The 26,993-nt window shown below is 67.9% G+C and carries 27 protein-coding genes; 14 read left to right on the plus strand and 13 right to left on the minus strand.

Annotation, left to right across the window (positions count from 1 at the left end; all coding sequences use genetic code 11):
- The first annotated feature begins 48 nt into the window (after positions 1-48).
- A complete protein-coding gene (fen, locus tag NKT36_RS14475) occupies positions 49-1,029 on the plus strand; it encodes a flap endonuclease-1 (protein WP_327051766.1) in 981 nt (326 codons plus the stop codon).
- Here the strand turns inward: fen and NKT36_RS14480 are convergent.
- A complete protein-coding gene (locus NKT36_RS14480) occupies positions 1,026-2,009 on the minus strand; it encodes a hypothetical protein (protein ID WP_327051767.1) in 984 nt (327 codons plus the stop codon). The two genes, fen and NKT36_RS14480, sit on opposite strands and share 4 nt — an antisense overlap.
- Before the next feature lie 87 nt (positions 2,010-2,096).
- Between NKT36_RS14480 and NKT36_RS14485 the strand changes: the two genes are divergently transcribed.
- Genes NKT36_RS14485 through NKT36_RS14500 form a run of 4 tightly spaced genes read left to right on the plus strand, consistent with a single transcriptional unit; the run spans position 2,097 to position 4,754 of the window.
- A complete protein-coding gene (locus NKT36_RS14485; protein ID WP_327051768.1) occupies positions 2,097-2,393 on the plus strand; it encodes a hypothetical protein in 297 nt (98 codons plus the stop codon).
- 48 nt (positions 2,394-2,441) lie between these two features.
- Positions 2,442-2,690 (plus strand): BolA family protein, encoded by a 249-nt coding sequence (locus tag NKT36_RS14490; RefSeq protein WP_327051769.1) that lies wholly within the window; start codon positions 2,442-2,444, stop codon positions 2,688-2,690.
- A gap of 55 nt (positions 2,691-2,745) precedes the next feature.
- Positions 2,746-3,207 (plus strand): PH domain-containing protein, encoded by a 462-nt coding sequence (locus NKT36_RS14495; RefSeq protein WP_327051770.1) that lies wholly within the window; start codon positions 2,746-2,748, stop codon positions 3,205-3,207.
- The gene (locus NKT36_RS14500) at positions 3,204-4,754 is read left to right on the plus strand and encodes a PH domain-containing protein (protein ID WP_327051771.1); all 1,551 of its coding nucleotides are present in this window, start codon (positions 3,204-3,206) and stop codon (positions 4,752-4,754) included. The genes NKT36_RS14495 and NKT36_RS14500 overlap by 4 nt, the downstream gene beginning before the upstream one ends.
- Here the strand turns inward: NKT36_RS14500 and NKT36_RS14505 are convergent.
- The 5 genes from NKT36_RS14505 to NKT36_RS14525 all read right to left on the minus strand — a co-directional run bounded on the left by NKT36_RS14505 (position 4,719) and on the right by NKT36_RS14525 (position 10,900).
- Positions 4,719-5,867: an ABC transporter ATP-binding protein gene (locus NKT36_RS14505; protein ID WP_327051772.1), complete on the minus strand. Its 1,149-nt coding sequence runs from the start codon at positions 5,865-5,867 to the stop codon at positions 4,719-4,721. The two genes, NKT36_RS14500 and NKT36_RS14505, sit on opposite strands and share 36 nt — an antisense overlap.
- Positions 5,868-5,907: 40 nt before the next feature.
- Positions 5,908-6,852: a carbohydrate ABC transporter permease gene (locus tag NKT36_RS14510; protein ID WP_327051773.1), complete on the minus strand. Its 945-nt coding sequence runs from the start codon at positions 6,850-6,852 to the stop codon at positions 5,908-5,910.
- A complete protein-coding gene (locus NKT36_RS14515; protein WP_327051774.1) occupies positions 6,849-7,847 on the minus strand; it encodes a carbohydrate ABC transporter permease in 999 nt (332 codons plus the stop codon). The genes NKT36_RS14510 and NKT36_RS14515 overlap by 4 nt, the downstream gene beginning before the upstream one ends.
- A gap of 27 nt (positions 7,848-7,874) precedes the next feature.
- Positions 7,875-9,221 (minus strand): ABC transporter substrate-binding protein, encoded by a 1,347-nt coding sequence (locus NKT36_RS14520; protein ID WP_327051775.1) that lies wholly within the window; start codon positions 9,219-9,221, stop codon positions 7,875-7,877.
- 191 nt (positions 9,222-9,412) lie between these two features.
- Positions 9,413-10,900 (minus strand): trehalase family glycosidase, encoded by a 1,488-nt coding sequence (locus NKT36_RS14525; protein ID WP_327051776.1) that lies wholly within the window; start codon positions 10,898-10,900, stop codon positions 9,413-9,415.
- 386 nt (positions 10,901-11,286) lie between these two features.
- Here NKT36_RS14525 and NKT36_RS14530 point away from each other — a divergent pair, with 386 nt between their 5' ends.
- From NKT36_RS14530 to NKT36_RS14540, 3 genes are read left to right on the plus strand one after another with little or no spacing between them, the layout of a single operon-like run.
- Complete coding sequence (locus tag NKT36_RS14530; protein WP_327051777.1) at positions 11,287-12,345, plus strand: ABC transporter ATP-binding protein; 1,059 nt, start codon at positions 11,287-11,289, stop codon at positions 12,343-12,345.
- On the plus strand, positions 12,342-13,280 hold the full coding sequence (locus tag NKT36_RS14535) for a carbohydrate ABC transporter permease (protein ID WP_327051778.1): 939 nt from the start codon (positions 12,342-12,344) through the stop codon (positions 13,278-13,280). The genes NKT36_RS14530 and NKT36_RS14535 overlap by 4 nt, the downstream gene beginning before the upstream one ends.
- A 6-nt stretch (positions 13,281-13,286) precedes the next feature.
- Positions 13,287-14,201: a carbohydrate ABC transporter permease gene (locus NKT36_RS14540; protein ID WP_327051779.1), complete on the plus strand. Its 915-nt coding sequence runs from the start codon at positions 13,287-13,289 to the stop codon at positions 14,199-14,201.
- 145 nt (positions 14,202-14,346) lie between these two features.
- Here NKT36_RS14540 and NKT36_RS14545 read toward each other — a convergent pair whose 3' ends face one another.
- Positions 14,347-14,658 carry a hypothetical protein gene (locus NKT36_RS14545; RefSeq protein WP_327051780.1) on the minus strand — a complete coding sequence of 104 codons (312 nt, stop codon included), beginning with the start codon at positions 14,656-14,658 and terminating at the stop codon, positions 14,347-14,349.
- 2 nt (positions 14,659-14,660) lie between these two features.
- Entirely contained in the window at positions 14,661-15,845 is a 1,185-nt protein-coding gene (locus NKT36_RS14550; protein ID WP_327051781.1) for an ABC transporter substrate-binding protein, read from the minus strand.
- A 329-nt stretch (positions 15,846-16,174) separates the two neighbouring features.
- Between NKT36_RS14550 and NKT36_RS14555 the strand changes: the two genes are divergently transcribed.
- Positions 16,175-17,584 (plus strand): class II fumarate hydratase, encoded by a 1,410-nt coding sequence (locus NKT36_RS14555; RefSeq protein WP_327051782.1) that lies wholly within the window; start codon positions 16,175-16,177, stop codon positions 17,582-17,584.
- 221 nt (positions 17,585-17,805) lie between these two features.
- On the opposite strand, the gene NKT36_RS14560 is transcribed toward NKT36_RS14555, so the two are convergent.
- Positions 17,806-18,756 (minus strand): hypothetical protein, encoded by a 951-nt coding sequence (locus NKT36_RS14560; RefSeq protein WP_327051783.1) that lies wholly within the window; start codon positions 18,754-18,756, stop codon positions 17,806-17,808.
- Positions 18,757-18,924: 168 nt separating this feature from the next.
- Here NKT36_RS14560 and NKT36_RS14565 point away from each other — a divergent pair, with 168 nt between their 5' ends.
- Positions 18,925-19,386: a PH domain-containing protein gene (locus NKT36_RS14565; RefSeq protein WP_327051784.1), complete on the plus strand. Its 462-nt coding sequence runs from the start codon at positions 18,925-18,927 to the stop codon at positions 19,384-19,386.
- Positions 19,383-20,909, plus strand: a complete 1,527-nt coding sequence (locus tag NKT36_RS14570; RefSeq protein WP_327051785.1) for a PH domain-containing protein — start codon at positions 19,383-19,385, stop codon at positions 20,907-20,909. Before NKT36_RS14565 ends, NKT36_RS14570 begins: the two co-directional genes overlap by 4 nt.
- 3 nt (positions 20,910-20,912) lie before the next feature.
- Here the strand turns inward: NKT36_RS14570 and NKT36_RS14575 are convergent, their stop codons facing one another.
- Positions 20,913-21,959 (minus strand): presenilin family intramembrane aspartyl protease PSH, encoded by a 1,047-nt coding sequence (locus NKT36_RS14575; protein WP_327051786.1) that lies wholly within the window; start codon positions 21,957-21,959, stop codon positions 20,913-20,915.
- Positions 21,960-22,058: 99 nt separating this feature from the next.
- Between NKT36_RS14575 and NKT36_RS14580 the strand changes: the two genes are divergently transcribed.
- On the plus strand, positions 22,059-23,396 hold the full coding sequence (locus tag NKT36_RS14580) for an OFA family MFS transporter (RefSeq protein WP_327051787.1): 1,338 nt from the start codon (positions 22,059-22,061) through the stop codon (positions 23,394-23,396).
- Between the two features lie 83 nt (positions 23,397-23,479).
- Positions 23,480-24,121 (plus strand): SdpI family protein, encoded by a 642-nt coding sequence (locus tag NKT36_RS14585; RefSeq protein WP_327051788.1) that lies wholly within the window; start codon positions 23,480-23,482, stop codon positions 24,119-24,121.
- Here the strand turns inward: NKT36_RS14585 and NKT36_RS14590 are convergent.
- Both NKT36_RS14590 and NKT36_RS14595 read right to left on the minus strand, forming a co-directional pair.
- Entirely contained in the window at positions 24,118-24,534 is a 417-nt protein-coding gene (locus NKT36_RS14590; protein ID WP_327051789.1) for a DUF3054 domain-containing protein, read from the minus strand. The two genes, NKT36_RS14585 and NKT36_RS14590, sit on opposite strands and share 4 nt — an antisense overlap.
- A 108-nt stretch (positions 24,535-24,642) precedes the next feature.
- Entirely contained in the window at positions 24,643-25,212 is a 570-nt protein-coding gene (locus tag NKT36_RS14595) for a class I SAM-dependent methyltransferase (RefSeq protein ID WP_327051790.1), read from the minus strand.
- Positions 25,213-25,300: 88 nt separating this feature from the next.
- Between NKT36_RS14595 and NKT36_RS14600 the strand changes: the two genes are divergently transcribed.
- On the plus strand, positions 25,301-25,855 hold the full coding sequence (locus NKT36_RS14600) for a GNAT family N-acetyltransferase (protein WP_327051791.1): 555 nt from the start codon (positions 25,301-25,303) through the stop codon (positions 25,853-25,855).
- An 18-nt stretch (positions 25,856-25,873) separates the two neighbouring features.
- On the opposite strand, the gene NKT36_RS14605 is transcribed toward NKT36_RS14600, so the two are convergent.
- On the minus strand, positions 25,874-26,980 hold the full coding sequence (locus tag NKT36_RS14605; protein WP_327051792.1) for a PGF-CTERM-anchored ABC transporter substrate-binding protein: 1,107 nt from the start codon (positions 26,978-26,980) through the stop codon (positions 25,874-25,876).
- Positions 26,981-26,993 lie beyond the last annotated feature (13 nt).

The raw sequence follows: 26,993 nt of genomic DNA on the forward strand, positions 1-26,993 counted from the left end.
CGGCGCGAGCGGTAGCTTTCAAACCCCCTGGTTCCCTACCGTTCAGGCATGGGTAACGCTGCACTCCGGGAACTCGCGGTCATCGAGGAGGTGGCCTTCGACGACCTCGACGGCTCGCTCGTCGCGGTCGACGCGCACAACTGGCTCTACAAGTACCTCACGACGACGGTGAAGTGGACCAGAGACGAGGTGTACACGACCGCTGACGGCACCGAGGTCGCCAACCTCGTCGGCGTCGTCCAGGGGCTGCCGAAGTTCTTCGAGCACGACCTGACGCCCGTGTTCGTCTTCGACGGCGCGGTGACCGAACTCAAGAGCGACGAGATCGAGAGCCGCCGCGAGGCGCGCGAGAAGCGCGAGGAGCGCCTGGAAGCGGCCCGCGAGCGCGGCGACGAACTGGAGGTGGCCCGCCTGGACGCCCACACCCAGCGGCTGACCGACGTCATCCAGGAGACGACGCGCGACCTGCTCGACCTGCTGGACGTGCCGTACGTCGAGGCGCCGGCGGAAGGGGAGGCGCAGGCCGCCCACATGGCCGCGACGGGTGCCGTCGACTACGCCGGCACCGAGGACTACGACGCGCTGCTGTTCGGCGCGCCGCTGACGCTCCGCCAGCTCACGAGCAAGGGGAACCCCGAATTGATGGACCTCGACGCGACGCTGACCGAGCACGACATCAGCCGGGAACAGCTGGTCGACGCCGCCATCCTCTGTGGCACCGACTTCAACGAGGGCGTCTCCGGCGTCGGCCCCAAGACCGCGCTGAAGGACGTCCGGGAGCACGGCGACCTCCACGCCGTTCTCGAAGCGCGCGGCGAGACCATCGACCAGGCCGAGCGCCTTCGCCAGCTCTTTCTCGACCCGGACGTCACCGACGACGTCGCCTTCGACGCCGAGATGGAGCCGGACGTCGACGCGGCGCGCGAGTACGTGACCGACGAGTGGGAGGTGGACCCCGACGAGGTCGAGCGCGGGTTCGAGCGCATCGAGGACGCCGTCGTCCAGACGGGCCTCGACAGGTGGACCTAGAGGTACCGGAGCCCGTCGAACAGCGCGAACCCGAGCACCATCACCCCGACGCCGCCCGCCCGGTGGAGCCAGACGTACCAGTCGTGGGGCTCGGCGGAGCTTTGCCGCATCCCGACGAGGTCGAAGAACGTCTCGACGGCGATGAACGTCCGCGCGACGAGGAAGCCGACCGTCCCGACGCCGACGACGAGGAGTCCGAGGAGGACGTTCGGCATCGCCGTCGGGTAGGCGAACGGGCCGACGACCACCGCGGACCCGAACGCGGCGAGGGTCGGGACGCCGGCGATGACTGCCGCACTACCCCGGGAGACGTCGCGGACGCCCCGGAGCGCGCCGGCGAGCACGAACGCCTGCCACGCCAGCGTCGCGGCGAACAGCGCGAGGAAGGCCGTCGAGTCGGTGACCGTCGCTGCGTCCCGTGCGGCCGTTCGCAGCGCGTCGACGGTCGTCGGATGCGACCAGCCCTCGACGACCCCCGAGACTGCAAGCGGGCGGGCGAGATAGCGGAGCGACGCGGGCGAGACGCCCCACGCCGTGACGACCAGCAACTCACCGAACTGCTCGACTGTCTCGCCGTCCGGTCGTCCGGCCTCGCCGGTGACGAGCGCGAACAGCGCCGCGAGGAGCACCCACACCGCGAACGGCGTGAGCAGCGCCTGCGGGACGCCGGCGTTCACCGCATTGCGGGCGACCCGGTCGAGTCGTTTCTCGATGGTCCCGGGGCGGTCGCAGTCGGCGGGCGGGTCGTCGTCGCCGAAGTAGCCCTCGCAGATGGCGTCCGGCGGTCGTGCGGGGTTGTCGACGGTCGCCGTCCCGGAGACCGATTCGCCGACGACGCCCGCGGTCTGTGCGACCCCGTAGGCGTTGGCCGCGCCGGCGAGCATCACCAGAAGGAGCGCGACGCCGAGCGACGGCGTCCAGTCGCCGAACGTCGCCGCCGGCCTGACGAACGCGCGGAGTTGCGGTGGGATGGAGGGCATCGTTCGGCGGTTATGATGCGAGAAATTAAATCCCGCGATGTCGCCGGAGCCGAAGGACTGAGGGGTGGCGACGAGCAACGACCGGGCATGGGAGACGACCGGCAGCTGCGACCGGACGACGTCGAGGAGTCGATGAGCGTCAGGCTCGCGTGGTCGGCCCGCGGCGGGTCGGGGCCCACCAGCGAGGCCGACGGCGAGGTGACCCGCGTCTGGCGGCCCGAGGACGACGTCCGGGAGTTCACGGTGGCGGTCGACGACGACGTCGACGTCGACGTGTACGCCGACTACCGCCAGCCGACGGTCGAGCGGGTCGTCGACGACGGGGACGGCGACCCCGACTCGAAGACGGTCGGGCGACTTGACGACGTCACTCGGCTCGACTGAACGGGTGGGACCCGTCTGTTTTTGGTCGTCGCGGGGATACGGTCCGCCATGGACGCGAACGACGTCGAACAGCTCATCGAGTCGGGCATCGAGGACGCCGAGGCGACCGTCACCCAGCCGCGCGGCGTGGACGACGAGGACCACCTGGCCGCGACGGTCGTCTCGCCGGCGTTCGAGGGCGAGACGCTCGTCGACCAGCACCAGCTCGTGTACGACGCGCTGGGCGAGCACATGACGACCGACATCCACGCCCTGGAGCTGAAGACCTACACGCCGGAGGAGTACGAGGAACGGTAGCGCGACGGGGTCGAGTCACCAACCTATAACTGACAGACCGCCGACTGATTTCGGTATGCAACCCCTCCATCCAACGGTCCGCACCGTCTGGTCTGTCGCGTCGGTCGTCGTCGCGACGGTCCTCGGCGTGGCGGTCGCGATACTGGACCGGAACGTCCTCCACGTCGGAACGTGGCTCCCCGTCCTCCTCGCCGTCGGCGTCGCCGTTGGCGGCGTGGGACTCGCCTTCCTCCGGTACCGGGTCTGGCGGTACGAGGTCCAGGAGGACGCGCTATACCTCGAACGCGGCGTCGTCAAGCGGGTAGAGAGCAGCGTTCCGTACGTGCGCGTCCAGCACGTCGACACCCAGCACGGCCCGGTCGAACGCGCGTTCGGCCTGGCGAGCGTCGTCGTCTACACCGCAGGGTCGCGCGGCGCAGACGTGACCGTCCCCGGACTGCCGCCGGACCGGGCGCGAGCGCTTCGCGACCGGCTTCGAACGCTCGCGACTGCGAGCGAACCGGAGGACGGCGTATGAAGCGACGGCATCCCGTCACCGCCGTCTTTCGTTCGGTCGGGCACGCGATCCAGTTCGGCGGCGTCGGGTTCTTCGCCGGGTCGATGTTCTCTCTCGTGAACCTCGTCGGCGTGGACACGGTGCTGGTCCTGTTTCCGCTCGGGGCTGTCACCGGGATCGGCTACGGGCTGGCGGCGTACTACCGGTTCGAGTACGAACTCACCGACGCGCACCTCGTCATCCACTCCGGCGTCCTGGCCCGACGCGAGCGCGAGATACCGTTCCGTCGCGTCCAGAACGTGGACGTGACGCGCGACCTGCTCGACCGGGCACTCGGCCTCGCGAGCGTCGGCGTCGAGACGGCGGGCGGCGGCGCGACGGAAGCGACCCTCGAATTCGTGTCGCGGAGCGAGGCCGAACGGATCCAGGCCGCGGTGCGGTCGGTCGGCGACGACCCCCCCGACACCGCGTCGCCGGACTCTCCGACGGCGCGTGACGACAAACGATCGCTCCTGTTCGAACTCTCACTTTCGGAGCTGGCGCTGTTCTCGCTGGGGTCCGTGCGCGTCGTCTGGGTCGTCCTGACGCTGTCAGCGGTCCCGCTGCTCGGCGACGCCCTCGCTCGGCGACTGGTCTCGGTCGCCCGGCCGTTCGGCGGTCCGCCGGCGCTCGCGCTCGACGCTCTCACCCCCGACTCCGCGCTCGTGCTGCTGGTCGTCGCCGCCCCCCCGACCGCCGCCGCGGGATGGGTCGTCGGGACGCTGTACGCGTTCGCGGGCTACTACGACTTCACGCTCGGCCGGTCCAGCGACGACCTGCTATACGCCCGCGGCCTGCTCCAGCGCTACAGCGGCTCAATCCCACTCGACAAGGTCCAGCGACTCACGGTCACCGAGAACGTCGTCCACCGCGCGCTGGGGTACGCCGGCCTTCGCGTCGAGACTGCGGGATACAGCCAGGCCGACGCGGACGACCGGGACGTCGCGGTGCCGCTGGCGTCGCGCGAACGAACGCTGTCGGTCGCCCGGCGACTCGAAGCGTTCGGAGAGCCGTCGTTCCGGGGACTGCCCGCCCGCGCGAGGCGACGGTACGTCGTCCGGTACGCCCTCGCCGTCCTCGCCCTCGCCGCCGTCTGCTACGCCGTCGCGGTGACCGTCGGCGGGTTCGAGTACTGGTATCTCCCGCTCGCGCTCGCCCCCGTCGTCCCGGTCGCGGCTCACTGCAAGTGGGCCAGTCGGGGCTACGCCGTCGGCGATCGACACGTTCTCGTTCGGACGGGATTCTGGCGACGGACGACACACGTCGTCCCGTTCTACCGGCTCCAGACCGCGATAACCGGGCAAACGATCTTCCAGCGGCGACTCGGGCTGGCGTCGGTGACCGCCGACACGGCCAGTTCGTCACTGCTGTTCGACAGGAGCGCCACCGTTCACGACGTCGACGAAGACGAGGCCCGCCGGCTCCACCGGCTGTTCAGGGCGGAACTGCAGAACGCGGTCGGAGCGGAAGAGACCGATACCCCGGCCGCGCCGTCACAGGCTCGGGGTCGACATCTCGGTGGCGTCTAGGTCCCGATTCTTGAGCGCCTCGCCCGTCTCTGCGTCGAAGAGGTGGATGGCGTCCTCGGGGATGCGCGCGACGACCGATTCGCCGGCGTCGACGGCCTGCATCCCGCCGACGGTGGCGACGAACGTCCGCGCCTCCTCGTCGGCGGCGTCGCCGAACGTCAGGTAGACGTTGTTCTCGTTGCCCATCGGTTCGACCACGTCGACCGTCGTCCGGAAGTCGTGGTCGCCGTCCGCGCTGCCGACGAGTTCGACGTCCTCGGGGCGGACGCCGAGCGTCACGCGGTCGGCGTCGCCGAGGGCGTCGGCCGACTCCGCGGAGAGGCGATACTCGAAGTCGTCGCCGGCGAGCAGGTCGCCGTCCCGGCGCATCTCGAAGAAGTTCATCGACGGCTCGCCGATGAAGCCGGCGACGAAGCGGTTCGCGGGCTGGTGGTAACACTGAAGCGGCGTGCCGACCTGCTGGAGTTCGCCGTCGTCGAGGATGGCGATGCGGTCGCCCATCGTCATCGCCTCCGTCTGGTCGTGGGTGACGTAGACGGTGGTGACGTCGAGGTCCTCCTGGAGGCGCTGGAGCTCCGTGCGCATCTGCGACCGGAGCTTCGCGTCCAGGTTCGAGAGCGGTTCGTCCATCAGGAACACCTCGGGGTCGCGGACGATGGCGCGGCCGAGCGCCACCCGCTGCTGCTGGCCGCCCGACAGCTCGCCGGGCTTGCGGTCCAGCAGGTCGCCGATGCCCATCATCTCTGCAGTCTCCTCGACGCGCCGGTCCATCTCGTCGTCCGGCAGGTCCGTCGACTCCTCCAGGCCGAAACGCATGTTCTCCCGCACGGTCATGTGAGGGTAGAGCGCGTACGACTGGAACACCATCGCGATGTCGCGCATCGTCGGTGGCTGGTCGTCGATGGCCTCGCCGTCGAGGCGGATCTCGCCGCGCGAGACGGTCTCCAGTCCCGCGATCATCCGGAGCGTGGTCGACTTTCCGCAGCCCGAGGGACCGACGAGGACGAGGAACTCGCCGTCGCCGATGTCGACGTTCGCGTCGTCGACCGCGACGATGCGGTCGCCGTCGTCGTCGAAGTGCTTCGTGACTCCGTCGAGCGTGAGTTCGGCCATTATGCTATCCTCCGTCGTTGCGTGGTGTGAACGTTGGTTCTCATTGTCCTGCGACACCTTTCGCGAACTTCTCGCCGAACATGACGTACACGATCAGCGTGGGAATCGCCGCCACGAAGGCCCCGGCCATCTGGAGGCTGTACGACTGGATGATGCCCCCGCTGAGGTTCGTCAGCGCGACGGTCACGGGCTCCGCCGCCCCGGCGCCGCCGGGGAGGATGACCAGCGCGAACAGCAGGTCGTTCCAGATCTGGGTGAACTGGTAGATGAGCGTCACCGCGAACATCGGTTTCGAGAGCGGCAACACGATGTTCCGGTAGATGCTGAACAGGTTCGCGCCGTCGAGGCGCGCGGCCTCCAGCATCTCCTCGGAGAAGTTCCGGTAGTACGACCGGAACAGCAGGAACGTGATCGGGATGCCGTACGCGACGTGGGTGACGATGAGGTTCAGGATGACCGCGTAGTGTTCGCGCATGAACGGCAGCCCCCACAGCGGCGACAGCAGCGACTGCGTGTCGACGATGGCGAACAGCCGCGACAGCGGCACCAGCACCGCCTGGTAGGGGATGAAGATGCCCGCGACGAACAGCGCGACGATGGGCATCTGGTACTTCCAGTCGACGTTCGTCAGCCCGAACGCCGCGAGGCTGCCGAGCAGCGCCGACAGTATCGTCGCGGGAATGGCGAGCATGAGGCTGTTGACGAGGCCGTGGAGCAGCGCGTCGAAGGCGGTCAGCCACGGCTGGACGGTGAACCCGCCTGGCCCCGGCGGCGCGAACGGGACGGTCCTGTTGAACGAGCTCGCCGTCTTGAACGCCGTCATGATGCCGGCCTCCAGCGGTGCGAGGTAGAAGCCGGCGAGCGAGGCCAGCACCGCGTACAGTGCGATGCGGCGGTTGCTCGTCTCCCGGAGCGTCGCCGCGACGCTGCTGATGCGCGAGCTGTCGCCGGTCTCCGGTTCCGGCGCGGCGGGCGGCCCGCTCATAGTTCACCCCGCCGGTACTCGCTGTAGAGGTACGGCGTCACGACCGCCAGCGCCATCAGGAACAGGACGAGCGCGATGGCGGACCCGTACGCCCAGTTGTTCGACCCGAACGCTTCCCGGTACATCATCGTCGCGAGGATGTCGGCCGCGGGTCCGGGGTTGTCGCCGAACATGACGTACAGGAAGTCGAACGCCTTCAGCGCGAACACCATCAGCACGACGGCGGCGCTCACCGTCGAGGCCCGCAGTTGCGGGACGATGACGCGCCAGTACATCCGGAGCGTGTTCGCGCCGTCGACGCGCGCCGCCTCGTAGTGATCGGTCGGGATGGCGCGGAGGCCAGCGAGGTAGACGACCATGGCGTACCCGCTGAACTGCCAGATGAGCGCGAAGACGACCGCCGCGAGCTTCAGGTCGGGGTTGGAGATCCACTTCATCGCGAGGAAGTCCAGCCCGAGCCGCCGCAGCGTGACGTTGATCATCCCGTTGTTGAAGTTGTACATCCACGCCCAGAACTTCGCGGTGACGACGAACGACAGGCTCATCGGCAGCAGGTAGACGGTCCGGAACGTGTTCTCGAACCGGATGCCCTGGTCGACGAGGATGGCCAGCAGCAGTCCGACGACGAGGCAGACGACCGTGAACGCCACCATCAGGACGATCGTGTTGCGCGCGGCCGTCCAGAACGTCGGGTCGGAGAACGCCTGGCGGTACATATCCAGGTCGAACGCCGACACCTCGTACGTCGGGAGCTGTAGCCCCCCGAAGTCGGTCAGCGAGATGATCAGGTTCCAGCCGATGGCGCCGTAGACGAAGAAGCCCATCAACAGGAACGGCGGCAGCCAGAACGGGAGGCTCTGGACGAACTCGCTGCGGAGCAGCGACGTGTCGAACCCTTCCTCCGCCGGGACGCGCTCCTGTGCCACCTCGCCGCCGTCCGTGCGCACCTCCTCCCGCCCGCGCATCCGACGCAGTTTCTGATATAGTCGCTTCATGTGAAAAATCGTAGTTGACTGGCTTGACTACGCGAAGACCTGGGTGAGGTTGTTGTACGCCTTGTCGACGTTCCAGTCCGACGTGAACGTCTTCATCGCTTCCTCGAACTTCGTCAACTGTTCCGGCGGCATCGCCAGTCCGTGCTGGATGGACGGCGGCTGCGCGCTGGAGTTCTTGAACTCGTCCATCTGCTGGGTGAGGAACGGCCCGAAGGCGTCCTGCGGGACGTCGGTGCGCGGCGGGATGGAGCCCTTCTTCGGGTTGAACCGCTTCTGGGCGTCCACCGAGCCGACGTACTGCAGGAACTTCTTCGTCGCCTCGGGCGTGGGGTTGTTCTTCGGGAACGCGAACGAATCCATGTTGAGCGAGTAGATGCCCTCCGTGCCGGGGAACGGCACGTGGCCCCACTGCTTCTCGAACTCGAAGCCGTCCTCCGAGCGGTACATGCCGGCCGCCCAGTCGCCCTGGTGGAAGAAGGCGGCCTTGCCGTCGATGAGCCGACCGTTGGCCTTCTGCCACGTCAGCGACCCGGCGTCCTCGTTGAACAGTTCCTCGTACTCCTTGACGATGGACAGGGCGTTCCTGACGGCGGCCTCGTTCGCCTCGACCTTGCCGCTGGTGAAGGCGTTGTAGGTGTCGACGCCCGCCTCACCGAGCAGGACCTGTGCCCAGAGCTGGCCGGTCGACCACGCGGACTTGGTCTGGTGGGCCATCCCCACGGCGTCCGTCTGCTCCTCGACCTGCTGCATCGCGGCCACGAGGTCGCTCGGCTTCGAGATGCTGGACGGGTCGACGTCGGCCTCCTCGACGACCTCGACGTTGTAGAAGAGGTTGTTCAGCCGGTGGATGTTCAGCGGAACGGCGTAGAACGAGCCGTTCAGCTTGGCCGCGTTCTTCGGCCCCGCCAGGTAGCTGTCCTTCATGCCGTTGGTCGACCAGACCGAGTCGCCGATGCCGTTCAGCTTGTCGGCCTCGACGAACGGCGTGAGGTTCTTGCCCGGCCACGCTTGCCACGTGCTCGGCGGATTGTTGTTGAGGATGCGCTTCTTGATGACGTTCTTCAGGTTCTGGCCCGCGCCGCCGGAGACGGGATTGGACTTGATGGAGATGTCGGAGTGTTTCTCCTCGAACCCCTCGAACAGGGCCTCGACGGCCTTCGAACCGTCGCCGCCGGTCCACCAGTGCTGGATCTTCAGCGTCGTGCCACCGCTCGAGTCGCCGTCACCGTCACCGGTGGTGGAGGAGGTGGTGGAGGTGTCGCCGTCGCCGCCGCCAGTACAGCCCGCGAGACCGGCGAGGCCGGCCGCGCCGGCGAGGCCGGCTCCTTTCACGTAGGTGCGCCGCGTCAGTTCTTCGTGATTGCCGTCTGTCATAATTTGTCTCACCGGGAGACGTGCCCCAAGTAATGGACGGTGCTACTTAATGATTCTTAAGTTTTATTCAAAGACGAGTGAGTGTCTATCATAGGACAATCGAGAGCGGAACGACAGATATCGGACGACGGCACGACCGTTACACGGGGACCCGGCGTGGACCGTCAACGCCGGACTGACGACAGTCTCGATCAGTCGTGGGAAGGTTCCACGACACCGCCGTCGTCGGTCGCACGGAGCTGTCGAAGCGCCATCACGACGCCGTTCGTCCACCCGAACCCGTACTGGAGCCGGTACTCCCCGTGGTCCAGCGAGTGCGTCCCGTCGCAGACGTCGTACTTCTCCACCATCTCGCCCGTCCGGTCGAACACCGACCGGTTCAGACGGAGCCAGCGGTCGGTTATCTCCGCCGCGAGGCCGTCGTGACCGTAGCGCCGCAGTCCGACGACCGCCATCCAGTGGAGCGGTGCCCAGCCGTTCGGCCGGTCCCACTGTTCGCCCGTCTCGTGGAGCGTCGTCAGCAGTCCGCCGTCGACGAGAAACGCCTCGCGGAGTCGACGGGCGACCGCTGCCGCCCGCTGTTCGGAGGCGACACCGGTGAACAGGGGGACGACGCCCGCGAGCGTCAACCGCTCCGACGGCCGCCCGTCGGTCCAGGCGTAGTCCACGTAGAACTCCGCCTCGTCGTTCCAGCAGACGGCCTCGATGGTCTCGCGGCGACTCGCCGCTGTCGCCTCGTACTGCCGGGCCCGTTCCGGCGCGCCGGCGACGTCGAGCCACTCCGCGAGCGACGACTCCACGCCGTACAGCAGGGCGTTGAGGTCGACCGGAACCAGTTCCGTCGTTCGGATGGTCGAGAGGTCGTCGGGGTCACGGAGCCACCGACTGCTGAAGTCCCAGCCGGACTCGCAGGCGGCCCGGACGTCGCGGTAGAGCCGCTTCTCGTCGGCTTCCGGGACCGAGGCGGCGAGTTCGCGGTCGTGGTCGTACGCCTCCGGTCGCGGAGCGGCAACGTCGTCCCAGTACCGGTTGAGCGTCGTGCCGTCGGGCGTCCGGACGACCCGTCGATGCGTGGCCCACCCGTCGGCGTCCTGGAGTTCGTCGCTGCCGGCCGTCCAGAACTCGTACTCGCGCTCCAGTCGCGGCACGTGTGGCCGTATCGCCGACCAGCCCCGCTCCCGTTCGAGGAGCCGAAGGATACGGTAGAACAGCGGCACCTGCGACCGACTGTTGTAATAGAGGCGGTTGCCCAGCGGGATGAATCCGAACCGGTCGATGAGACTGGTGAAGTTCTCGACCATGTCCTCGATCGGGTCGATGCGGCCCGACGCGGCGAGCCCCTCTGCGATGAAGTAGCTGTCCCAGTAGTACATCTCGCGGAAGCGACCGCCGGGAACGACGTGTGGTTCGGGTAGCGAGATGCGGGTCCCGCAATCCGCGAGGTTGCCGTCGAACGTGCGCGAAAGAGAACTCCAGAGTCGGTCGATGTACTGGTCCAGTCGGTCGACGGCGGATTCGTCGACGTCGACGTCGATCGGTTCAGGAACGTGGAAGTGGGTCTCGACGAACTCCGCCAGGTCGAAGTCGGGGGAGTCCCGCCGCTCGTCGAACCGTTCCTCGATGACGGCGGGGTCCTCGCCGGGGATCGCGTCGGCGAACGTCTTCTGGTCGTCGAACAACCGTTCCTCCTGAACCGTCCGAAACACCGAACGTATCAAGCAGTTAGAACGACTAGGCTCGCGGATATTATCTATCATTGTTGTACCGGTTCACGGAAAATAATATAAATATCTGCCGAGAACCAGAGATGCACTTTCGGGTTACGCCGACGGGACGTCCCCGACGAGCAGAGTGGACCGACCTGCTGAATCGCCGGTCCGGGTGATGGAAGCAACACCTGTCAGTGGCGAGTACAATCGAGTGAACGTAATTCGTCCATTCAGCTGGTCTCCTGATGGAACGGTAGTTCGACCCGTGACGCGTTCGTCCAGTACCGTCCGACCCGAGGAATGATTAATTATAAATGGAGTAAATGAAAACGTTGGACAATATGGCCCGTATTTCGATGCGGAGCGTTACCAAATACTTCGATGGAGGGGACACCGTAGCGAACGACGCCATAGACCTCGAGGTGGACGACGGTGAGTTCCTCGTCCTCCTCGGACCGTCGGGATGCGGGAAGACCACTGCACTCAGGCTCGTCGCAGGACTGGAACGTCCGTCCGAAGGGGAGGTGTACTTCGGCGACAGGAACGTCACCGACAGTTCGCCGAGCGACCGGAACGTGGCGATGGTGTTCCAGAACTACGCGCTCTACCCCCACATGACGGTGCGAGAGAACATCGAGTATCCGTTGAAGATACGGGACGTTCCACCGGAGGAGCGTGACGAGCGCATCGCCGAGACGACCGAACTGCTCCACATCGAGGACCTCGTCGACAAGAAGCCGGAGGAACTGTCGGGCGGGCAACGCCAGCGGACCTCCCTCGCCCGCGCCATCGTCCGCGAACCCGCCGTCTTCCTCCTGGACGAACCGCTCTCGAACCTCGACGCGAAACTGCGCATGGAGATGCGCACGGAGCTGAAACGGCTCCAGGAGGAACTCGACGTCACCACCGTCTACGTCACCCACAACCAGGAGGAGGCGATGAGCATGGGCGACCGCATCGCCGTGATGAACGGGGGAACGATCCGGCAGGTCGCCGAACCGGAGGAACTGTACACGCGCCCGAAGACGGAGTGGGTCGCCCGATTCATCGGGTCGCCACCAATGAACCTCGTCGAGGGCACGCGACGGAACGGGACCGTCGAACTCGCCGACGGGAACTCCGTTCCGGTCGACGTCGACGGTGACCCCGGGCCCGTCTCGCTCGGCGTCCGGCCGGAGGACCTCTCGGTGACAGCCGACTCGTCGGACGACGGGCGGGCGATACGGGGAACCGTCACCATGGTCGAACCGCTCGGTGAGTTCACCATCGTCACCGTGGACGCCGGCGGGAGTTCGATCAGGGCGAAGGTGCCGACGACCGCCATCGAGCGGGGCGACGACGTCCACGTCACCTTCGAGGCGAACGACGCCTACCTGTACGACGAGAGCGGGAACCTCCTGGGCGAGCACGCATGAGCATCCAAGAGTCAATCAGTTCGAACCTCGACGCCGACGTCGACTGGGAGAAGACGAAGGCGATCCTCGTCTTCATGCTCCCGGGACTGGCCCTGTTCGCAGTCTTCTCGGTGTCGCCGATGGCCTACTCCGTCGTCGGGAGCTTCTTCTCGTGGGACGCGTTCGAGATGGGTCGGTTCGTCGGACTGCAGAACTGGGAGCAGACGCTCTCGGACCCGCTCATCATCGACTGGCAGAACCTCGCCGCGTTCGAGTTCCCGATGGGGGCGCTCCCGCAGAACCTCCTGTGGATGGTGATCCACGTCCCGTTGAGCACCGTTCTGGGGCTCGCGCTCGCGCTCCTGTTCGCCGACCTCCGGGGGAAACGCATCCTGCGCTCGATGGTCTTCCTCGGTTTCACTACCCCGACGGTCGTCATCGGACTCGTCCTGCTGTTCATCTACGACCCGCAGGCGGGCATCTTCAACGAACTCCTCCGCGTCGTCGGGATGGAAGGGCAGGTCCGCAACTGGCTCCAGGAACCGCAACTGGCCATCTACGGTCTCATCGCGGGCGGCGTCTGGGTCCAGACCGGCTTCAGCATGCTCCTGTACAGTTCGGCGCTGGCCGGCATCGACCCTGCCCTGCTCGAGTCCGCGCGCATCGACGGCGCCGGTCCAGTCCGGCGGTTCACGGACATCATCTGGCCGCTGGTCAAGCCGGTGACCGCCGTCGTGGTCATCATGGGGATGATCTGGGTCCTCCGCATCTTCGCCATCGTCTACGCCGCCGGTGGTCCGTCCGGCGGTCCGAACCACGTGTACTCGGTGCTCGGCCTCGAGGTGTTCAGGTCGGCGTTCTCGATCCCGATCGAGTACGGGCGAGCGATGGTGGTGGCGCTCATCGAACTGACGCTCGCACTGCCGCTCGCCGCGTACATCGCACGAATGGACTGATACGACATGGACGAGAATCACGCTCCGGTCGATCCACAGTCAGAAGCCGCATCGGACGACGAACGCAATCTTTTGGCGACGGTCCTGAACGACCTCCCGTCGCTCACCCGGACCGCCAGATACGGGGTGGCGATCGCCATCGCAGTGCTCTGGGTCGTGCCGCTGCTCGGCATCGTGATGGCCTCGATTCGGCCACTCTCCGAGATCGTCGACGGCTGGTGGCACGTGCAGGGGATGACCGTCACCTTCTCCAACTACAGCGAGGCGCTGGCGTTCGAGTCGGCCCCGATGGCCCAGGCGTTGCTCAACACCGCCATCGTCACCGTTCCCTCGGTGCTCATCGTGACGCTACTGGGCGCGATGGCCGCCTACCCGTTCTCGCGCTTCGACTTCCCGCTGCGGAAGACGCTGTTCTTCCTGATGATCATGGTGATGGCGGCCCCGCCCGAACTCGTCGCGATGGGGAACTACAACACACTCCGTGAGATCGGGCTGTTCGACACCTACCTCGGACTCATGCTCGTCCACGTCGGCTGGGGGATGGGATGGGTCGTGATGTTCCTGCGGAACTACCTGCTCGGGTTGCCCGAGGAACTCGAGGAGGCGGCACGCATCGATGGCGCGTCTCGCTACCAGATATTCCGGACAATCATCCTCCCGTTCGCGACGCCGGCGCTCGTCTCCGTGGCCGTCATCCAGTTCACCTGGGTCTGGAACTCTTTCTTCTTCCCCATGGTGTTCATGCGGTCCTCGGACTCCTACCTCGCCCCGCAGGTACTGCCGCTGCTGAAGGGCCGCCTGCAGGTCGACTGGGGGCTCGTGGCCGCCGGTTCGGTGATGACCATGGCGGTCCCCATCCTGCTGTTCGTCTTCCTGCAACGGTACTACAAGCGGGGCATGATCGGAGCGGTGGCCGACTGACCCCGTCCGGTCCCCCCGCCGTTCGACGGACAGCGCGTCGAAACCTGTCGAGTCAGCAAGACGACGGGCCGGACCGAGTGGAGGAACGGGGACGCGTCGAGAAGAAGCGCGTGGTCGTCGTCGAGCGGAGAAGGCTTCCGCGGTTCTAGAGCGGGACCACGTTCGCGACGGTCGCGGTGGCGACGACCGCGATCGTCAGCAGCTGGGCGAGGAAGAACGGCTTCGAGGAACTCCAGCCGAAGTAGAGCAGCGCCGCCATCGGGATGGCGGCGATGGCTGCAGGCCAGACCCCTCGGACGAACATGTTCGCGAAGAACCCGATGGTGACCAGGTAGAGGCCGTCCATCCCGAGGGCGACCCGGTTCCGGCGGCGAAACTCCTCGAGATCGAAGCCGTCGGCGATCTGTCGGAGGCGGGAACCGTCGTAGCTCCCGCCGTCGGTTGGAGTTGCTGGCACGGTCACTTATCGAGCGTCTTCTGGTGGGCGGAGTCGAGCGCCGAGACGATGTCGCCGATGTTCTTGTCAGGCGTCGACCAGAAGCCTTTCAGTTGCGCCCAGAACTCCTCCTGGAAGGGGTTACCCAGCGCGTCGTCGAGGTCAGGCACGACGGTCACTTCGTTGGCCATGTCCGGCAGCTTCGACATGACCTCGATCTGGTAGGCGTCGTCCGGAACCTTCGTGTTCGAGGCGATGAAACCGCCCTGCTCGACCCAGGCCTGCTGGCCTTCCTTCGATGCGATCAGTTCGACGGCCTTCCGTGCGGCGTCGGTCTTCTCCGAGTACTTCGGGACGGTGAGCCAGTTCACGCTGGAGGAGATACCCTTCGCGCCCGGGAGGCGGAAGACGCCGAGGTCCGACGGGTCCTTCACCGCCTTCTGGGCGGGCGTGAACGACCCCATGAAGTAGAGGGGCAGGCTGTTCTTCCAGAAGTACTCGTACTGGACGCTGAAGTTACGCGTCTTGCTGAAGTACCCCTTCTGGTGGAGCGACTGGAGCTCCTGGAACGCCGTCTTCACGCGCTCGTCGGTGAACCTGGCGTCGCCGGAGATGAGGTCCTGCTGGAGTTGTGCGCCGTTCTTCTGTCGCATGAAGAACCCTTCCGTGATGTCGCTCAGCGGCCATCCGGTGCCGTTCCCGGACGCGATGGGCGCGTCGACGCCCTCGATGCCCGAGATCGTGTCGAGCAGCGAGAGGAAGTCGTCGTAGCTCTTCGGCTCGGAGAGGTCGTGTTCCTCGAAGAACGACTTCCGGTACCAGAATCCAGGCTTGAGGTCCATCTTGAACGGGACGGCGTAGACCTCACCGTCGACCGTGACCCGGGACGGTTCTACCGCGAAGTTCTTCGGCTTCCAGGCGTCGCCAACCGACGCCAGGTGGCCGTTCTTCGCGTCGGAGTTGATGCGTGCCGGGAACGGCATCACGACGACGTCCGCGGGAGCGACGCCCGACTCGTAGTCCATCAGCGTCCCGGTCAGCAAGCTGTCGGTGGTCCGCGGGTGGTACTCGATCGAGAGTTCGGACTCGCTCTCGACGTGGTCGGTGACCTTCAGGAAGTCCTTCTCCTCGGCGTCCGACCACACGCCCGTGATCTCGATCGTCTCCGACTTGCCACCGTCGTTGCCGTCACTGCCGTCGTTCCCCATGCAACCGGCGAGCCCAGTCGTCGCGACGACGCCACCAGCACCGGCGGATTTGAGTACTTTCCGTCGAGTTAACTTCCGGTTTGATTTACCGTCCGACATTATGTGGTCCATGTCAGAAGGTGTTTACTTATAATTTATGAATTAACTATAGACATAGTGAACGGTATGTAGACGAGGTCGTTCGGCCTTGCACGGGACAGGCTTCCCCCAGGCCCCGGTTCCCGTGTCGTCCCGATACACCTGCAGGTGGACGACGGCCCATATTGCCGCGTTCGCCTCGACGCGTTCCGGAGGGTTTTACGCCCGCTGCCGACCAAGTGCGAACCGGTATGACCGACGACGAGTTCCGCGTCGAGGAGGACAGCCTCGGAGAGATGCAGGTTCCGGCGGACGCCTACTGGGGCGCACAGACCCAGCGCGCGGTGGAGAACTTCCCGATAAGCGGCATCACGTTCGGGCGGCGCTTCGTCCGGGCGCTGGGCATCGTCAAGAAGGCGGCCGCGCAGGCGAACCACGACCTCGGCTTCGTCGACGAGGAGGAGGCCGACGCCATCGTCGAGGCGGCCGACGAGGTCATCGCCGGCGAGCACGACGACCAGTTCCCCGTCGACGTGTTCCAGACCGGCAGCGGGACCTCGTCGAACATGAACGCCAACGAGGTCATCGCCAACCGCGCCGCCGAGATCATGGACGCGGAGGTCGGCGACCGCGTCGTCCACCCCAACGACCACGTCAACTTCGGCCAGTCCTCCAACGACGTCATCCCGACCGCGATGCACGTGGCGTCCCTGGAGGCCGTCGAGAAGGACCTCACCCCCGCGCTCGACACGCTGCGCGGTGCGCTGGAAACGAAAGAAGAGGAGTTCGACGGCGTCGTCAAGACGGGTCGCACGCACCTCCAGGACGCGACGCCGGTCCGGCTCGGCCAGGAGTTCTCGGGCTACCGCACGCAGGTCGAGAAGGGACTCGCGCGCGTCGACTTCGTCCGGGACCACCTGAGCGAACTCGCGCTCGGCGGCACCGCCGTCGGGACCGGTCTGAACACCCATCCTGACTTCCCGGAGCTGGCGGCCGAGTACATCAGCGAGGAGACGGGCATCGAGTTCCGCGAGGCCGACGACCACTTCGAGGCCCAGGCCGCTCACGACGCGATGTCGGAGGCCCACGGCGCGCTGCGGACGGTCGCCGGCTCGCTGAACAAGATCGCGAACGACCTGCGCCTGCTCGCGTCCGGCCCGCGCAACGGGCTCGGCGAACTCGAGCAGCCGGAGAACCAGCCCGGTAGCTCCATCATGCCCGGCAAGATAAACCCGGTCGTCGCCGAGGCGGTCAACCAGGTCCACAAGCAGGTCGTCGGCAACGACGCCGCCGTGGCGGCCGGCGCGGCGGAGGGCCAGATCGACCTGAACCTCTACAAGCCCGTCCTCGCGCACAACTTCCTGCAGTCCGCGGAGTTGCTGTCGAACGCGAGCGAGGTGTTCGCCGAGCGGTTCGTCCTGAAGCTGGAGGCCAACGCCGAGCACTGCGAAGAGGCGGTCGAACAGAGCATGGCGCTCGCCACGGCACTCAACCCCCACATCGGCTACGACAAGGCGAGCGACGCGGCGAAGACCGCGCTGAAGGAGGGCAAGACGGTGAAGGAGGTCGTCGTCGAGAAGGGCTACCTCGACGAGGACGAGGCCGACGCGGTCATCGACCCCGAGAAGATGACCCACCGCGGCATCCTCGGCGACGAGTAACGCCGACCCGCGGCTCCCGTCGTTTCTCGCTTCCGCTCGTGGAGTTCGCGACGCGTTCCGACGCTGCACCGTCGCAGCCCCGCGCCGTCGCGGGCCTGGGGCCGTCGCGACGCCGATGTGGCCACGCATCGTCGGCCGTCGCGGTTACCCCGCCGGCGCAACACCCCGCTGTCGACGAACCCCCGGCGGGAGCCAGGGCGGCAGACCGCGCCCCGCGCGGGTCAGAAGAGGTTGCCGAAGAACGACAGGACGGCGTTCAGCGCGGCGCCGAGCCCGTCCCAGATCTTCTGGAAGAACCCCTTGCTTCCCCCGCTCGGTGCCGTCGTCGTGGAGGACGTCGACGAGGTGGTCGTCCCCGTGTTCTGGTCGCCGGGGTCGCTGCTGGTCGTCGAGGACGTGGTGGTCTTCGACCCCGAGCAGCCGTCCGTCTGGATGGTCACGGGCTTGTTCATCTTCAGCTCCGTCCGCGACGGGTTGTTCACGCTCCCCGAGAGGACCTCCCACTTGTCGACCTTCCCCTCGTAGCTCCCGCCGTCGACGGGCTGGGAGAGCGCGGCCTTCTCGTTGAACGACGGGTGGATCTTGAACTTGAACTCGTCGCCGAGCCCGCGGTAGACGCCGCCGTCCGACCGACCGCCCTGCCACGCCCAGTTGACGACGCTGGTCGCGCTCTTCTCGCCGTCGAAGTCGCGGTTTATCGAGTGGTCCCACGTGTCCCTGTTGGTCGACCCGTCGTAGCTGTCGTCCTTGACGACCCATTCGCCTTTGGCCGGCAGTCCCGTGAGCCGGAACGTGGCCGCTCCACCCACCCCCGTGCCGTCCAGCTTGTCGTGGACGATGACGAGGCTCAGCCCCTTGGGACCCTTGTAGAGGAACATGATGCTGGTGTTCTTCCGCTGCAGGTTCCGGGTGCCGAAGGAGGCGTACTTGAACGACGAGGGATCGGTGTCCGGCGTGCGGTAGTCGTACAGCTGCTTGACGGGAAGTCCCTCGTAGGTGAGGGGCTTCAGCGAGATGCACTTGCCGTCCTGCTTGATGACGATCTGTTTGTCGCCGTTCGACTGTCCGGCTGCGGTCGTCGAGAGACCTCCGAGGGCTAGCGTCGACGCGGCGGTCGCCGAGAGGAACTGGCGGCGGTCGACGGTGACCGACGAATGGGTTCTCTTTGACATGGTGTCCGGCAAAGTAACCGGCCGCACCTCCCTTTGTTCCACGCCGTCTGACGGCGGTCAGTCGCGGCGAACCGAATCGTAGGGTCTCCCTTCCGTCGACGTAGGGGCGCTGTAACGAACGTTCGTCGATGCCGACCCTTTTTGCGGTGGCTGTCCCGTGTCTTCATCATGGAAGCGCTCAACCCTCGCGTTCGTCTCGTCTGGTTCGTGGGGTCGGCGGTCACGGCACTCCTGCTCGGCGGGGTCGTCGTGGCAATCGACCGCTTCGTCGTCGACGTCGGCGTCCAGGTCGCAGCGGCCGTCGGGCTGGTCGTCCTCGTCGGCGGCGTCGCCTACGTCGTCCTGAAGTACCGGTCCTGGCGGTTCGAGATCCGCGACGACGACCTCTACCTCGAACGCGGGGTGTTCACCCGCGTCACGACGGTCGTCCCGTTCGTCCGCGTCCAGCACGTCGACACCCAGCGCGGGCCGATCGAGCGCCTGCTGGGTCTCGGGAGCGTCGTCGTCTACACCGCCGGCTCCCGCGGCGCGGACGTGACCATCCCGGGGCTGACCCCCGAGCGGGCGACCGACATCCAGCGTCGCCTGCGCAGCCTCGCCATCGAGAGCGAGTCCGAGGACGCGGTATGAAGCTCCATCCGCTCTCGCTCCCCTACCGGGCGGTGACGCGGGGCGTGAGCGTCGCGTCGACCCTGCTGTTCGCCGGGCTGGCGCTCGGCGGCGCCGTCGACTTCCTCGACCCCGTCCGCATCGTCGCGCTCGCCGCCGCCGGTCTCCTCGTCGCCGCCGCCTACGAGTCCGCCTACTACCGGCGGTTCGGCTACGAACTCACGGAGAACTCGCTGGACATCGAGTCGGGCGTCCTCTCCAGGCGGCGCCGCGAGATTCCGCTGCGGCGCGTCCAGAACGTCGACATCCGGCGCAACGTCGTCCAGCGCGCGGCCGGCATCGCCGCGGTGAGCCTCGAGACCGCCGGCGGCGGAGAGACGGAGGCGAGCCTCCGGTTCGTGAGCTACGAGGAGGCAAAGCGCCTCCAGAGCGACATCCGCCGGCGCAAGCGCCGCGCGGCGGCCGAGGAGCCAGCGGCGGGCGCGGAGACGGCGGAAGCGACGGCCAGCGGGGTCGAACGGCCGGCGTCGGGCGTCGAGGCCGGCGAACGGATTCCCCCCGGCGCGGCGGAACCGGAGGAAGAGGAGCTGTACGCCATCCAATCCTCGGAACTGGTCCTGCTGTCGGCCATCTCCGTCGAACCGCGCGTCGCCGGCCTCGCCGTCTTCGTCGTCCCGCTGCTGACGCGCGGGGGGACCGGCGTCGACGCGCTGTTCGGCCTCGCCCAGCTGGCGTTCTCCGGGCTCGTCCTGTGGGTGGCGAGCGCGATGGTGACGTTCGCGCGCTACTACGACTTCCGGCTCACGCGCGTGGGCGACGAACTTCGCTACGAGCGCGGCCTGCTCCAGCGCTACGACGGTACCGTCCCGCTGGAGAAGGTCCAGACGGTGACGCTCAAGGAGAACCCGCTGATGCGGGCGGCCGGCTACGCGTCGCTGGCCATCGAGACCGCCGGCTACGCGCCGGGGCAGGGCGGCGACGGCTCGGAGGCGGCCATCCCCATCGCGACCCGCGGGCGCGTGCTCTCGCTCGCGCGCGAGGTGGAGTCGTTCGAGACCCTCGACTTCCGGCGGCCGCCGAAGCGCGCCCGCCGCCGCTACGCGGTCCGGTTCGCGCTCGTCGCGGGCGGCCTGACCGCCGGCGCGTACGCCCTCCACCGGTACACCGACGCGTTCGACCTGTGGTTCGCGGTGGCCGCGCTCGTCGTCCTCGCGCCGGTCGCGGCACACTACCGCTGGAAGCACCGCGGCTACTCGGTGGGAGCGGACCACGTCGTGACGCGCAACGGCTTCTGGCGGCGCTCGACGGTCGTCGTCCCCTACTACCGCGTCCAGACCGTCGTCCAGCAGGCGACGGTGTTCCAGCGTCGCCTCTGGCTCGCGACGGTCGTCGTCGACACCGCGAGTTCAGCTCGCCTCGCTGGTCGGGACGCCCGCGCGGCCGACTTCGACGCCGCGACGGCCGCCGAACTGCGCGAACTGGTCGCCGAGCGGCTACAGACGGACCTCCGGGAGCGCCGGGCGGCGGAGAAAGCGGGGGAGTGACGGTCAGAGGTACGCCGCGAGGCCGAGCGCGTCGACCAGCGGGACGCCGCTCGCCAGCGCGCCGACGAGGTAGCCGCCGATGGCGCCGCCGTTGAGCAGCGGGAGGCCGGCGTGCGCCCGTCCCTTCATCACCATCCACAGCAGGACGAGCAGGCCGCCCAGCGTGCCGACCATCGACGTCAGCGCGGGGAGGTTCAGCGAGTAGCCGGCGACGAGCGGGTCGACCGGCAGGAAGAACGCCGCGCTGGCGACCATGATAGTCGGCATGACGGCGTCGCCGAGACCGATGAAGAACACGTCGCGCTCGGACGGTTCCTGGGCAGGGCTCTCGCTCTCCTCGTCCGCGGCCGCCTCCCCTCCGTCGGCGGACCCGGTCGCGGACGCCGCTTCGTCGTCCTCGGAGACCGCGCCCTCGGGCGTCGCCTGCGCCGTCTCCTCGAGGAACGAGTACGAGAGCGTGAGCGGGATGACGAGCACGACGGGGACCTTCATGTCCATCACGCCCGACGCGAGCGTGAGCATGTGCTCCGTTCCGTAGACGCTGATGGCGTCGTAGACCGCGAGCGCCGACAGGAGGAGGATGGCGGGGAGCAGGCCGAAGCTGATGCCGAACAGGCCGGCCGCGCCCGCACCCATCACGACGCCCGCGGCGTCGATGACGTACCACTCGGGGTAGACGGCCAGCGCCACGGCGACGAGGCCGGCGGCGAGCCAGGCGAGGAGGTTGACCTGCACGCCGTCGACGGTCGGCGTCACGACCGCCGGGACGACGACGCTGAAGACGTACAGCGACAGCATGCCGCTGGTGAGGATGATGACCACGCGGAGGATCCACTCCACGCCGAGCTTCATCACGGCGAGCATCCCAGCGGTGAAGACGAGGATGACGCCGACGTAGACGAGACTGTTGGTGGGGTCCGAGGGGTCCTCGGTGGACTGCAGGCCGGCCGACTCGAACGGCTCGACCAGGGCGAGGGCGCCGAGCTGGACGAGGACGAAGATGAGGACCGTCAGCCCGGCGGCCGCGAGGACGCGCGTACGCTGTTCCATGCCGAGGCGATTGACGTCACAGGTGTTTGAGGCTTCGGTTTCCGCCGAGGGTTCTGCCCCGAACCCAACCCTGATTTCGGCGCGGTCTGAGTGTCGGACATGGCGACTGTCGAGTCGGAATCGGAGGTCGACCACGCCGGGCGCGCGCGGGAGATACTCGGCTTCTCGCGGTGGTGGCAGGTGGTCGCCGCCGCGGTGATGATGGGCCTCATCAGCCCGTACCAGTACGTCTGGTCGTCCATCGAGGGACCGCTGGCGACCAGCCTCGGGGTCCAGGACGCCGCCATCGGGCTGGTGTTCACGGTGTTCGTCGTGTTCCAGGCGGGGTCGCAGTTCCCGGTCGGCTGGTGGCGCGACCGCCACGGCCCCCGGGCCATCACGCTGCTGGCCGGCGTGCTCGCCGGCGGCGGCTACCTCGGACTGGCGTACGCGACCGAGGTGTGGCAGCTCTACCTCCTCTACGCGCTCGGGGCGGTCGGCGTCGGCATCGTCTACACCGTCGCGGTGAACACGGCGCTGAAGTGGTTCCCCGACCGGCGCGGGCTCACCACCGGCCTCGGGACGATGGCGTTCGCGGCCGGGAGCGCGCTCTTCGTCCCCTACGTCCGGGCGAACGCGACGCCCTCGGGCTATCCGGACGTGCTCCGGAACATGGGCCTGCTCATCGGCGTCGGCATCCTCGTCGGCGCGGTCGTGCTACGGGACCCGCCGTCGGGGTGGACCGACCGGACGGTCGAAGACGTGGGGACTGACGATGCGGGTTCGAACGACGGGACGACGGACGACCCAACGGAAGACCGGGCGACGTCGGAGGACGCGACCTCGGACGGCGGGGCGACCATCGGTCGCCGCCAGTACACCTCGACCGAGATGCTTCGGACGTGGCAGTTCTGGGTGATGTACGCCATGTTCGTCGCCGCGAGCGGTGCGGGCCTGATGCTCACCGCGAAGGTCGTCTCGTTCGCGGAGAACCTCGGTCTCGCCGCCGGCATCGCCACCGTCTCCGCGACGGTCCTGCCGCTGTCGAGCGGCGCCGGCCGGCTCGTCGTCGGCCACGTCTCCGACCGGGTCGACCGCGAGCGGGCGATGGCGGCCTCGCTTCTGCTCTGTGGCCTGGGCCTGTTCGCCGTCGTCGAGTTCGCCCGCGCCGACTCGCGGGTGGGATTCGTCGTCGCCGTCGTCGTGGCGACGTTCTTCTGGAGCCCGCAGTACTCGCTGTTCCCGAGCATGGTGGGCGACTACTACGGCCGGCGTCACTCGTCGGCGAACTACGCGGCGCTCTACTCCGCCAAGATGTGGGGCGGCGTGTTCGGCGGTGCGGTCGCCGGCTGGCTCGTCACGGCGACCGACTGGACGACGACGTTCCTGCTCGGCGGCGCGCTCGCCCTCGTCGCCGCCGTCGGCGCGCTGCTGCTGCGTCCCCCGGACGACGCGTAGGCGGTCAGACGTCGGTGTCGGATGGCTGTCGACCCGTTCGTGGAACGCACAGTTTTATCTGCGGAACCGTTCGATTCGTGTACATGAAACTCCGGACGCAGTACATCGTCGCGCTCGCGCTCGCCGTGCTGTCAGCCGCGTTGAGTGCGTACTACTACCCGCAACTGCCGGAGACGATGGCCACCCACTGGAACGCCAGTGGGCAGGTCGACGGTTCGATGCCGAAGTCCCGGGCCGCGTTCCTCGTTCCGGCGATGACCGTCGCCCTCGTGGGCCTGTTCGCGGTCGTCCCGAAGGTCGACCCGCTGGGGGAGAACATCCGGGCGTTCAGCGAGCAGTACGGCCTGTTCGTCGTCCTCTTCGCGGCGTTCATGCTGTACGTCCACTCGCTGATGCTCGCCTGGAACCTCGGCTACCGGTTCGAGCTCACGGCCGTCCTCGCGCCGGCGATCGCGGCGCTGTACTACTACCTCGGGACGCTGATGGACCACGTCGAACGGAACTGGTTCGTCGGCGTCCGGACGCCGTGGACGCTCAGCGACGACACCGTCTGGCGGCGCACGCACGACCGCGCCGGGACGCTGTTCAAACTCGCCGCGGTCGTCACCGTCGCCGGCGCGCTCGTCCCGCGGTACGCCGTCTACTTCATCGCCGCGCCGGCGGTCGCCGTCTCGCTGTACCTCGTCGCCTACTCGTACGTCGAGTACCGACGGACGGCGGCCTAGCGGGCCGCTGCAGCGGCCGCGAGGGTTCGCCACGTCACGAACGCGACGAGTCCGAGTCCACCGACGACCAGGACGAACGTCAGCGGCGCCTGCCCGTGGAAGAACGAGGTCGAGCGCAGGCCCGCGCCGATCAGGGCGGCGACGACCCACGTCGCGCCGCCGACGAGGGCCCCGCTCGGGACGGAGCGACGCGCCCGCGGACCGTACGCGCCGACGACGAGCGACGCGACGACCCAGCCGATCAAGAACGGTGCGACCGTGTCCGCGAAGCGGACGGGGGCACCGACGATGCTCGGATTGTGTTGGAGGAACCCTGCAGCCAGCAGTCCGACCAGCACGACCAGGTCGCCGACCGCGAGCGCCGCGGTGGCCGGCGAACGGACGACCCGTCGAACGCCGATTGCGTTGCTCATACGCCTAGTCCGCACGCGGGGGTTATGGCAGTCTCGATGTTCCCTCGCCGTGGCGACGACGCATCAGCGTCGCGTCTGTCGGTTGCCCGGCGACCGTCGACCGCACGGTCACCTGACGCCCGCGACCGTGTAGTCGAAGTCCCGGTTGCGCACCCGCGGCGTGAGTCCGACGTCGTCGAGTCGCTCGACCAGGTCGTCCGGCGTGAGGAACTCCGAGTCGAAGCCGACGATGCGCTCGCCCCAGACGAGCACCGTGCCGCGCAGCGTCGCCGGGTTGTACTCCCGGACGACGAGCACCCCGCCGGGGCGGAGCACCCGTGCCGCCTCCCCGAGCGCACCGTTCACGTCGGCGACGTGGTGGAGCGCGTCCGAGATGATCGCCGCGTCGACCGACCCGTCGGCGAGCGGGAGGCGGGCGGCGTTTCCGCGGACGCTTTCGAGACCGTTCGAGTGCGCCTGTCGAAGCATCCCGTCCGAGGCGTCGACGACCAGCCGCTCCGGCACGTCGATGGCTCGCACGGCCCGCCCTGTTCCGCCGGCCACGTCGACGACCCGCTCGACCGGGCGGTCGGCCTGCGCGAGCCCCGCTGCGAGGAGGTCGGCGTCCGCGCTTGGCGTGAAACGGTCGTAGAACCGGGCGAAGCGGTCGAAGGGGGCGACGTCGCCAGCGTGGGTCATGCGTGAGGACGCGGGCGCGAGGAACAAAAATCCGGCGAGCGGCGGAGCGGTGGCAAACCCTCTTGGGGCGCGCGACCGAACCTCCGCCGTGGAGTACACGGTCCTGGGCTGGCCGGCGGACGGACCGACCCTTCGGCTCGACCACGAGCGGTTCAGCTACGCCGGCAAGTTCGTGATGTCGAACACGGGGAAAGCGGTCGCCCGCGAGCGCGACGGAACGGAGAGTTCGGCCAGGTCCGACGGCCTGGTCGCGGCGGTCGCGTTCAACGAGGACCGCACCGACGCGGCGACGGCGTGGCTCCGGTACGTGACCGTCCGCGCCGACCGCCGCGGCGAGGGCGTCGGCGCGCGTCTCGCCGCTTTCGCGGCCGAGCGCCTGCACGACCGGGGGTACGAGCGCGTCCGCATCGCCGTCAACAACCCCTTCGCGTTCCACGCGCTCTCCAAGGCGGGCTTCGGCTACACCGGCGAGCGGACGGGCATCGCCGAACTCGTGCTCGAACGGCCCGGCGACCGGTCGACCGCTGCGTACCAGGCCGGACTCGACGAGTTCCGCGACCGCGACCTCTCGGCCGCGGAGACGTCGTTCCTGTCGGCGAAGGCCGGCGAGGCACCGCCAGAACTGGTTGCGTCCCCGCGATAGCGGCAGAGAAAGGCGGACCTACTCGCGACGCGCGAGCAGGGCGACGGCCGCGAGGGCGACGGCGGCGACGCCGACACCGAAGCCGGGCTGACCGCTCGACTCGACCGTCGTCGTGGTCGTGGTCGTGGTCGTGCTCGTCTCCCCGCGGTCAGTCGTCGACGTCGCGGTCGACGTCGCGGTCGTCGTGGTCGTCACGTTCGCCCGCTCGTACGCCTCGGGGTGGAACGTCTTCGCCAGTTTCGTGATGGGGAGGACGATCCGCGGCGCGGGCTGGTTCACGTAGTTCCGGTCCAGCACCACGGTCTGATCGTCCTTCGCCGCCGCGGTGGCGCCGTACTCATCCGGGACCGGACGGTCGGAGTCGAAGACGATCCACTGCGGGTTGCGCTCGACGACGACCTCCTTGCTGATGGACTTGTAGCCGGAGATGCCGGCCTCGGCGGCGACGTTCGTCCCGCCGGCGGCCTCGATTATCTTGTTGATGAACGTCCCCTCGCCGGCGGTGTAGCCGCCGCGCATCGAGTAGAGGACGCGCGGGCTATCCTGGCCCTCGACCGCCTGCTCGACGGTACTGACGCGGTCTTTCATCCAGTCGACCGTCTCGTTCGCGCCGGCGCACTCGCCCGTGAGACGGCCGGTGAGGGTCGTCTTGGCGTAGATGTCTTCGACGGACGTCGCCTCGCCGAACTTGTACACCGTCAGCCCTGCCTCGCGGAGTTTCCGGACGGTCTGGTCCGGGATGATGTTCGGTGCGAGGACGAGGTCGGGGTTCTGGGCGACGACCTTCTCGCGGACGACGGTCGTCATCCCCGAACCGGAGACGTTCGCCTTCGACTCGGCGCCGTCGAGGTACGTCGCGTACTTCGTCACGCCGACGACCTTGTCCTTCGCGCCGATCTCCCACGCGGTCTGGGCCGCGCTCGGCGAGAGGGTGACGATACGCTGCGGTTCCGCGTCGACGGTCACCTCGGTCCCGGTGGCGTCCGTCTTCGTGACCGGGAACGTGCAATCCTGTTCCATCGCGTTCGTCGCGTCGGTCGCCGTGGCTCCCGCGGTGCCCAGCGCACCGGCGGGCGAGAGGACGGCGACGACGAGTATCGTTGCTAGCAGTGTCGCGCGTTTCATGCAAGTTTGGCTG

The organism is Halomicrococcus gelatinilyticus, from assembly GCA_024227995.1.
In the GTDB taxonomy this organism is placed as follows: Archaea; Halobacteriota; Halobacteria; order Halobacteriales; family Haladaptataceae; genus Halomicrococcus; species Halomicrococcus gelatinilyticus.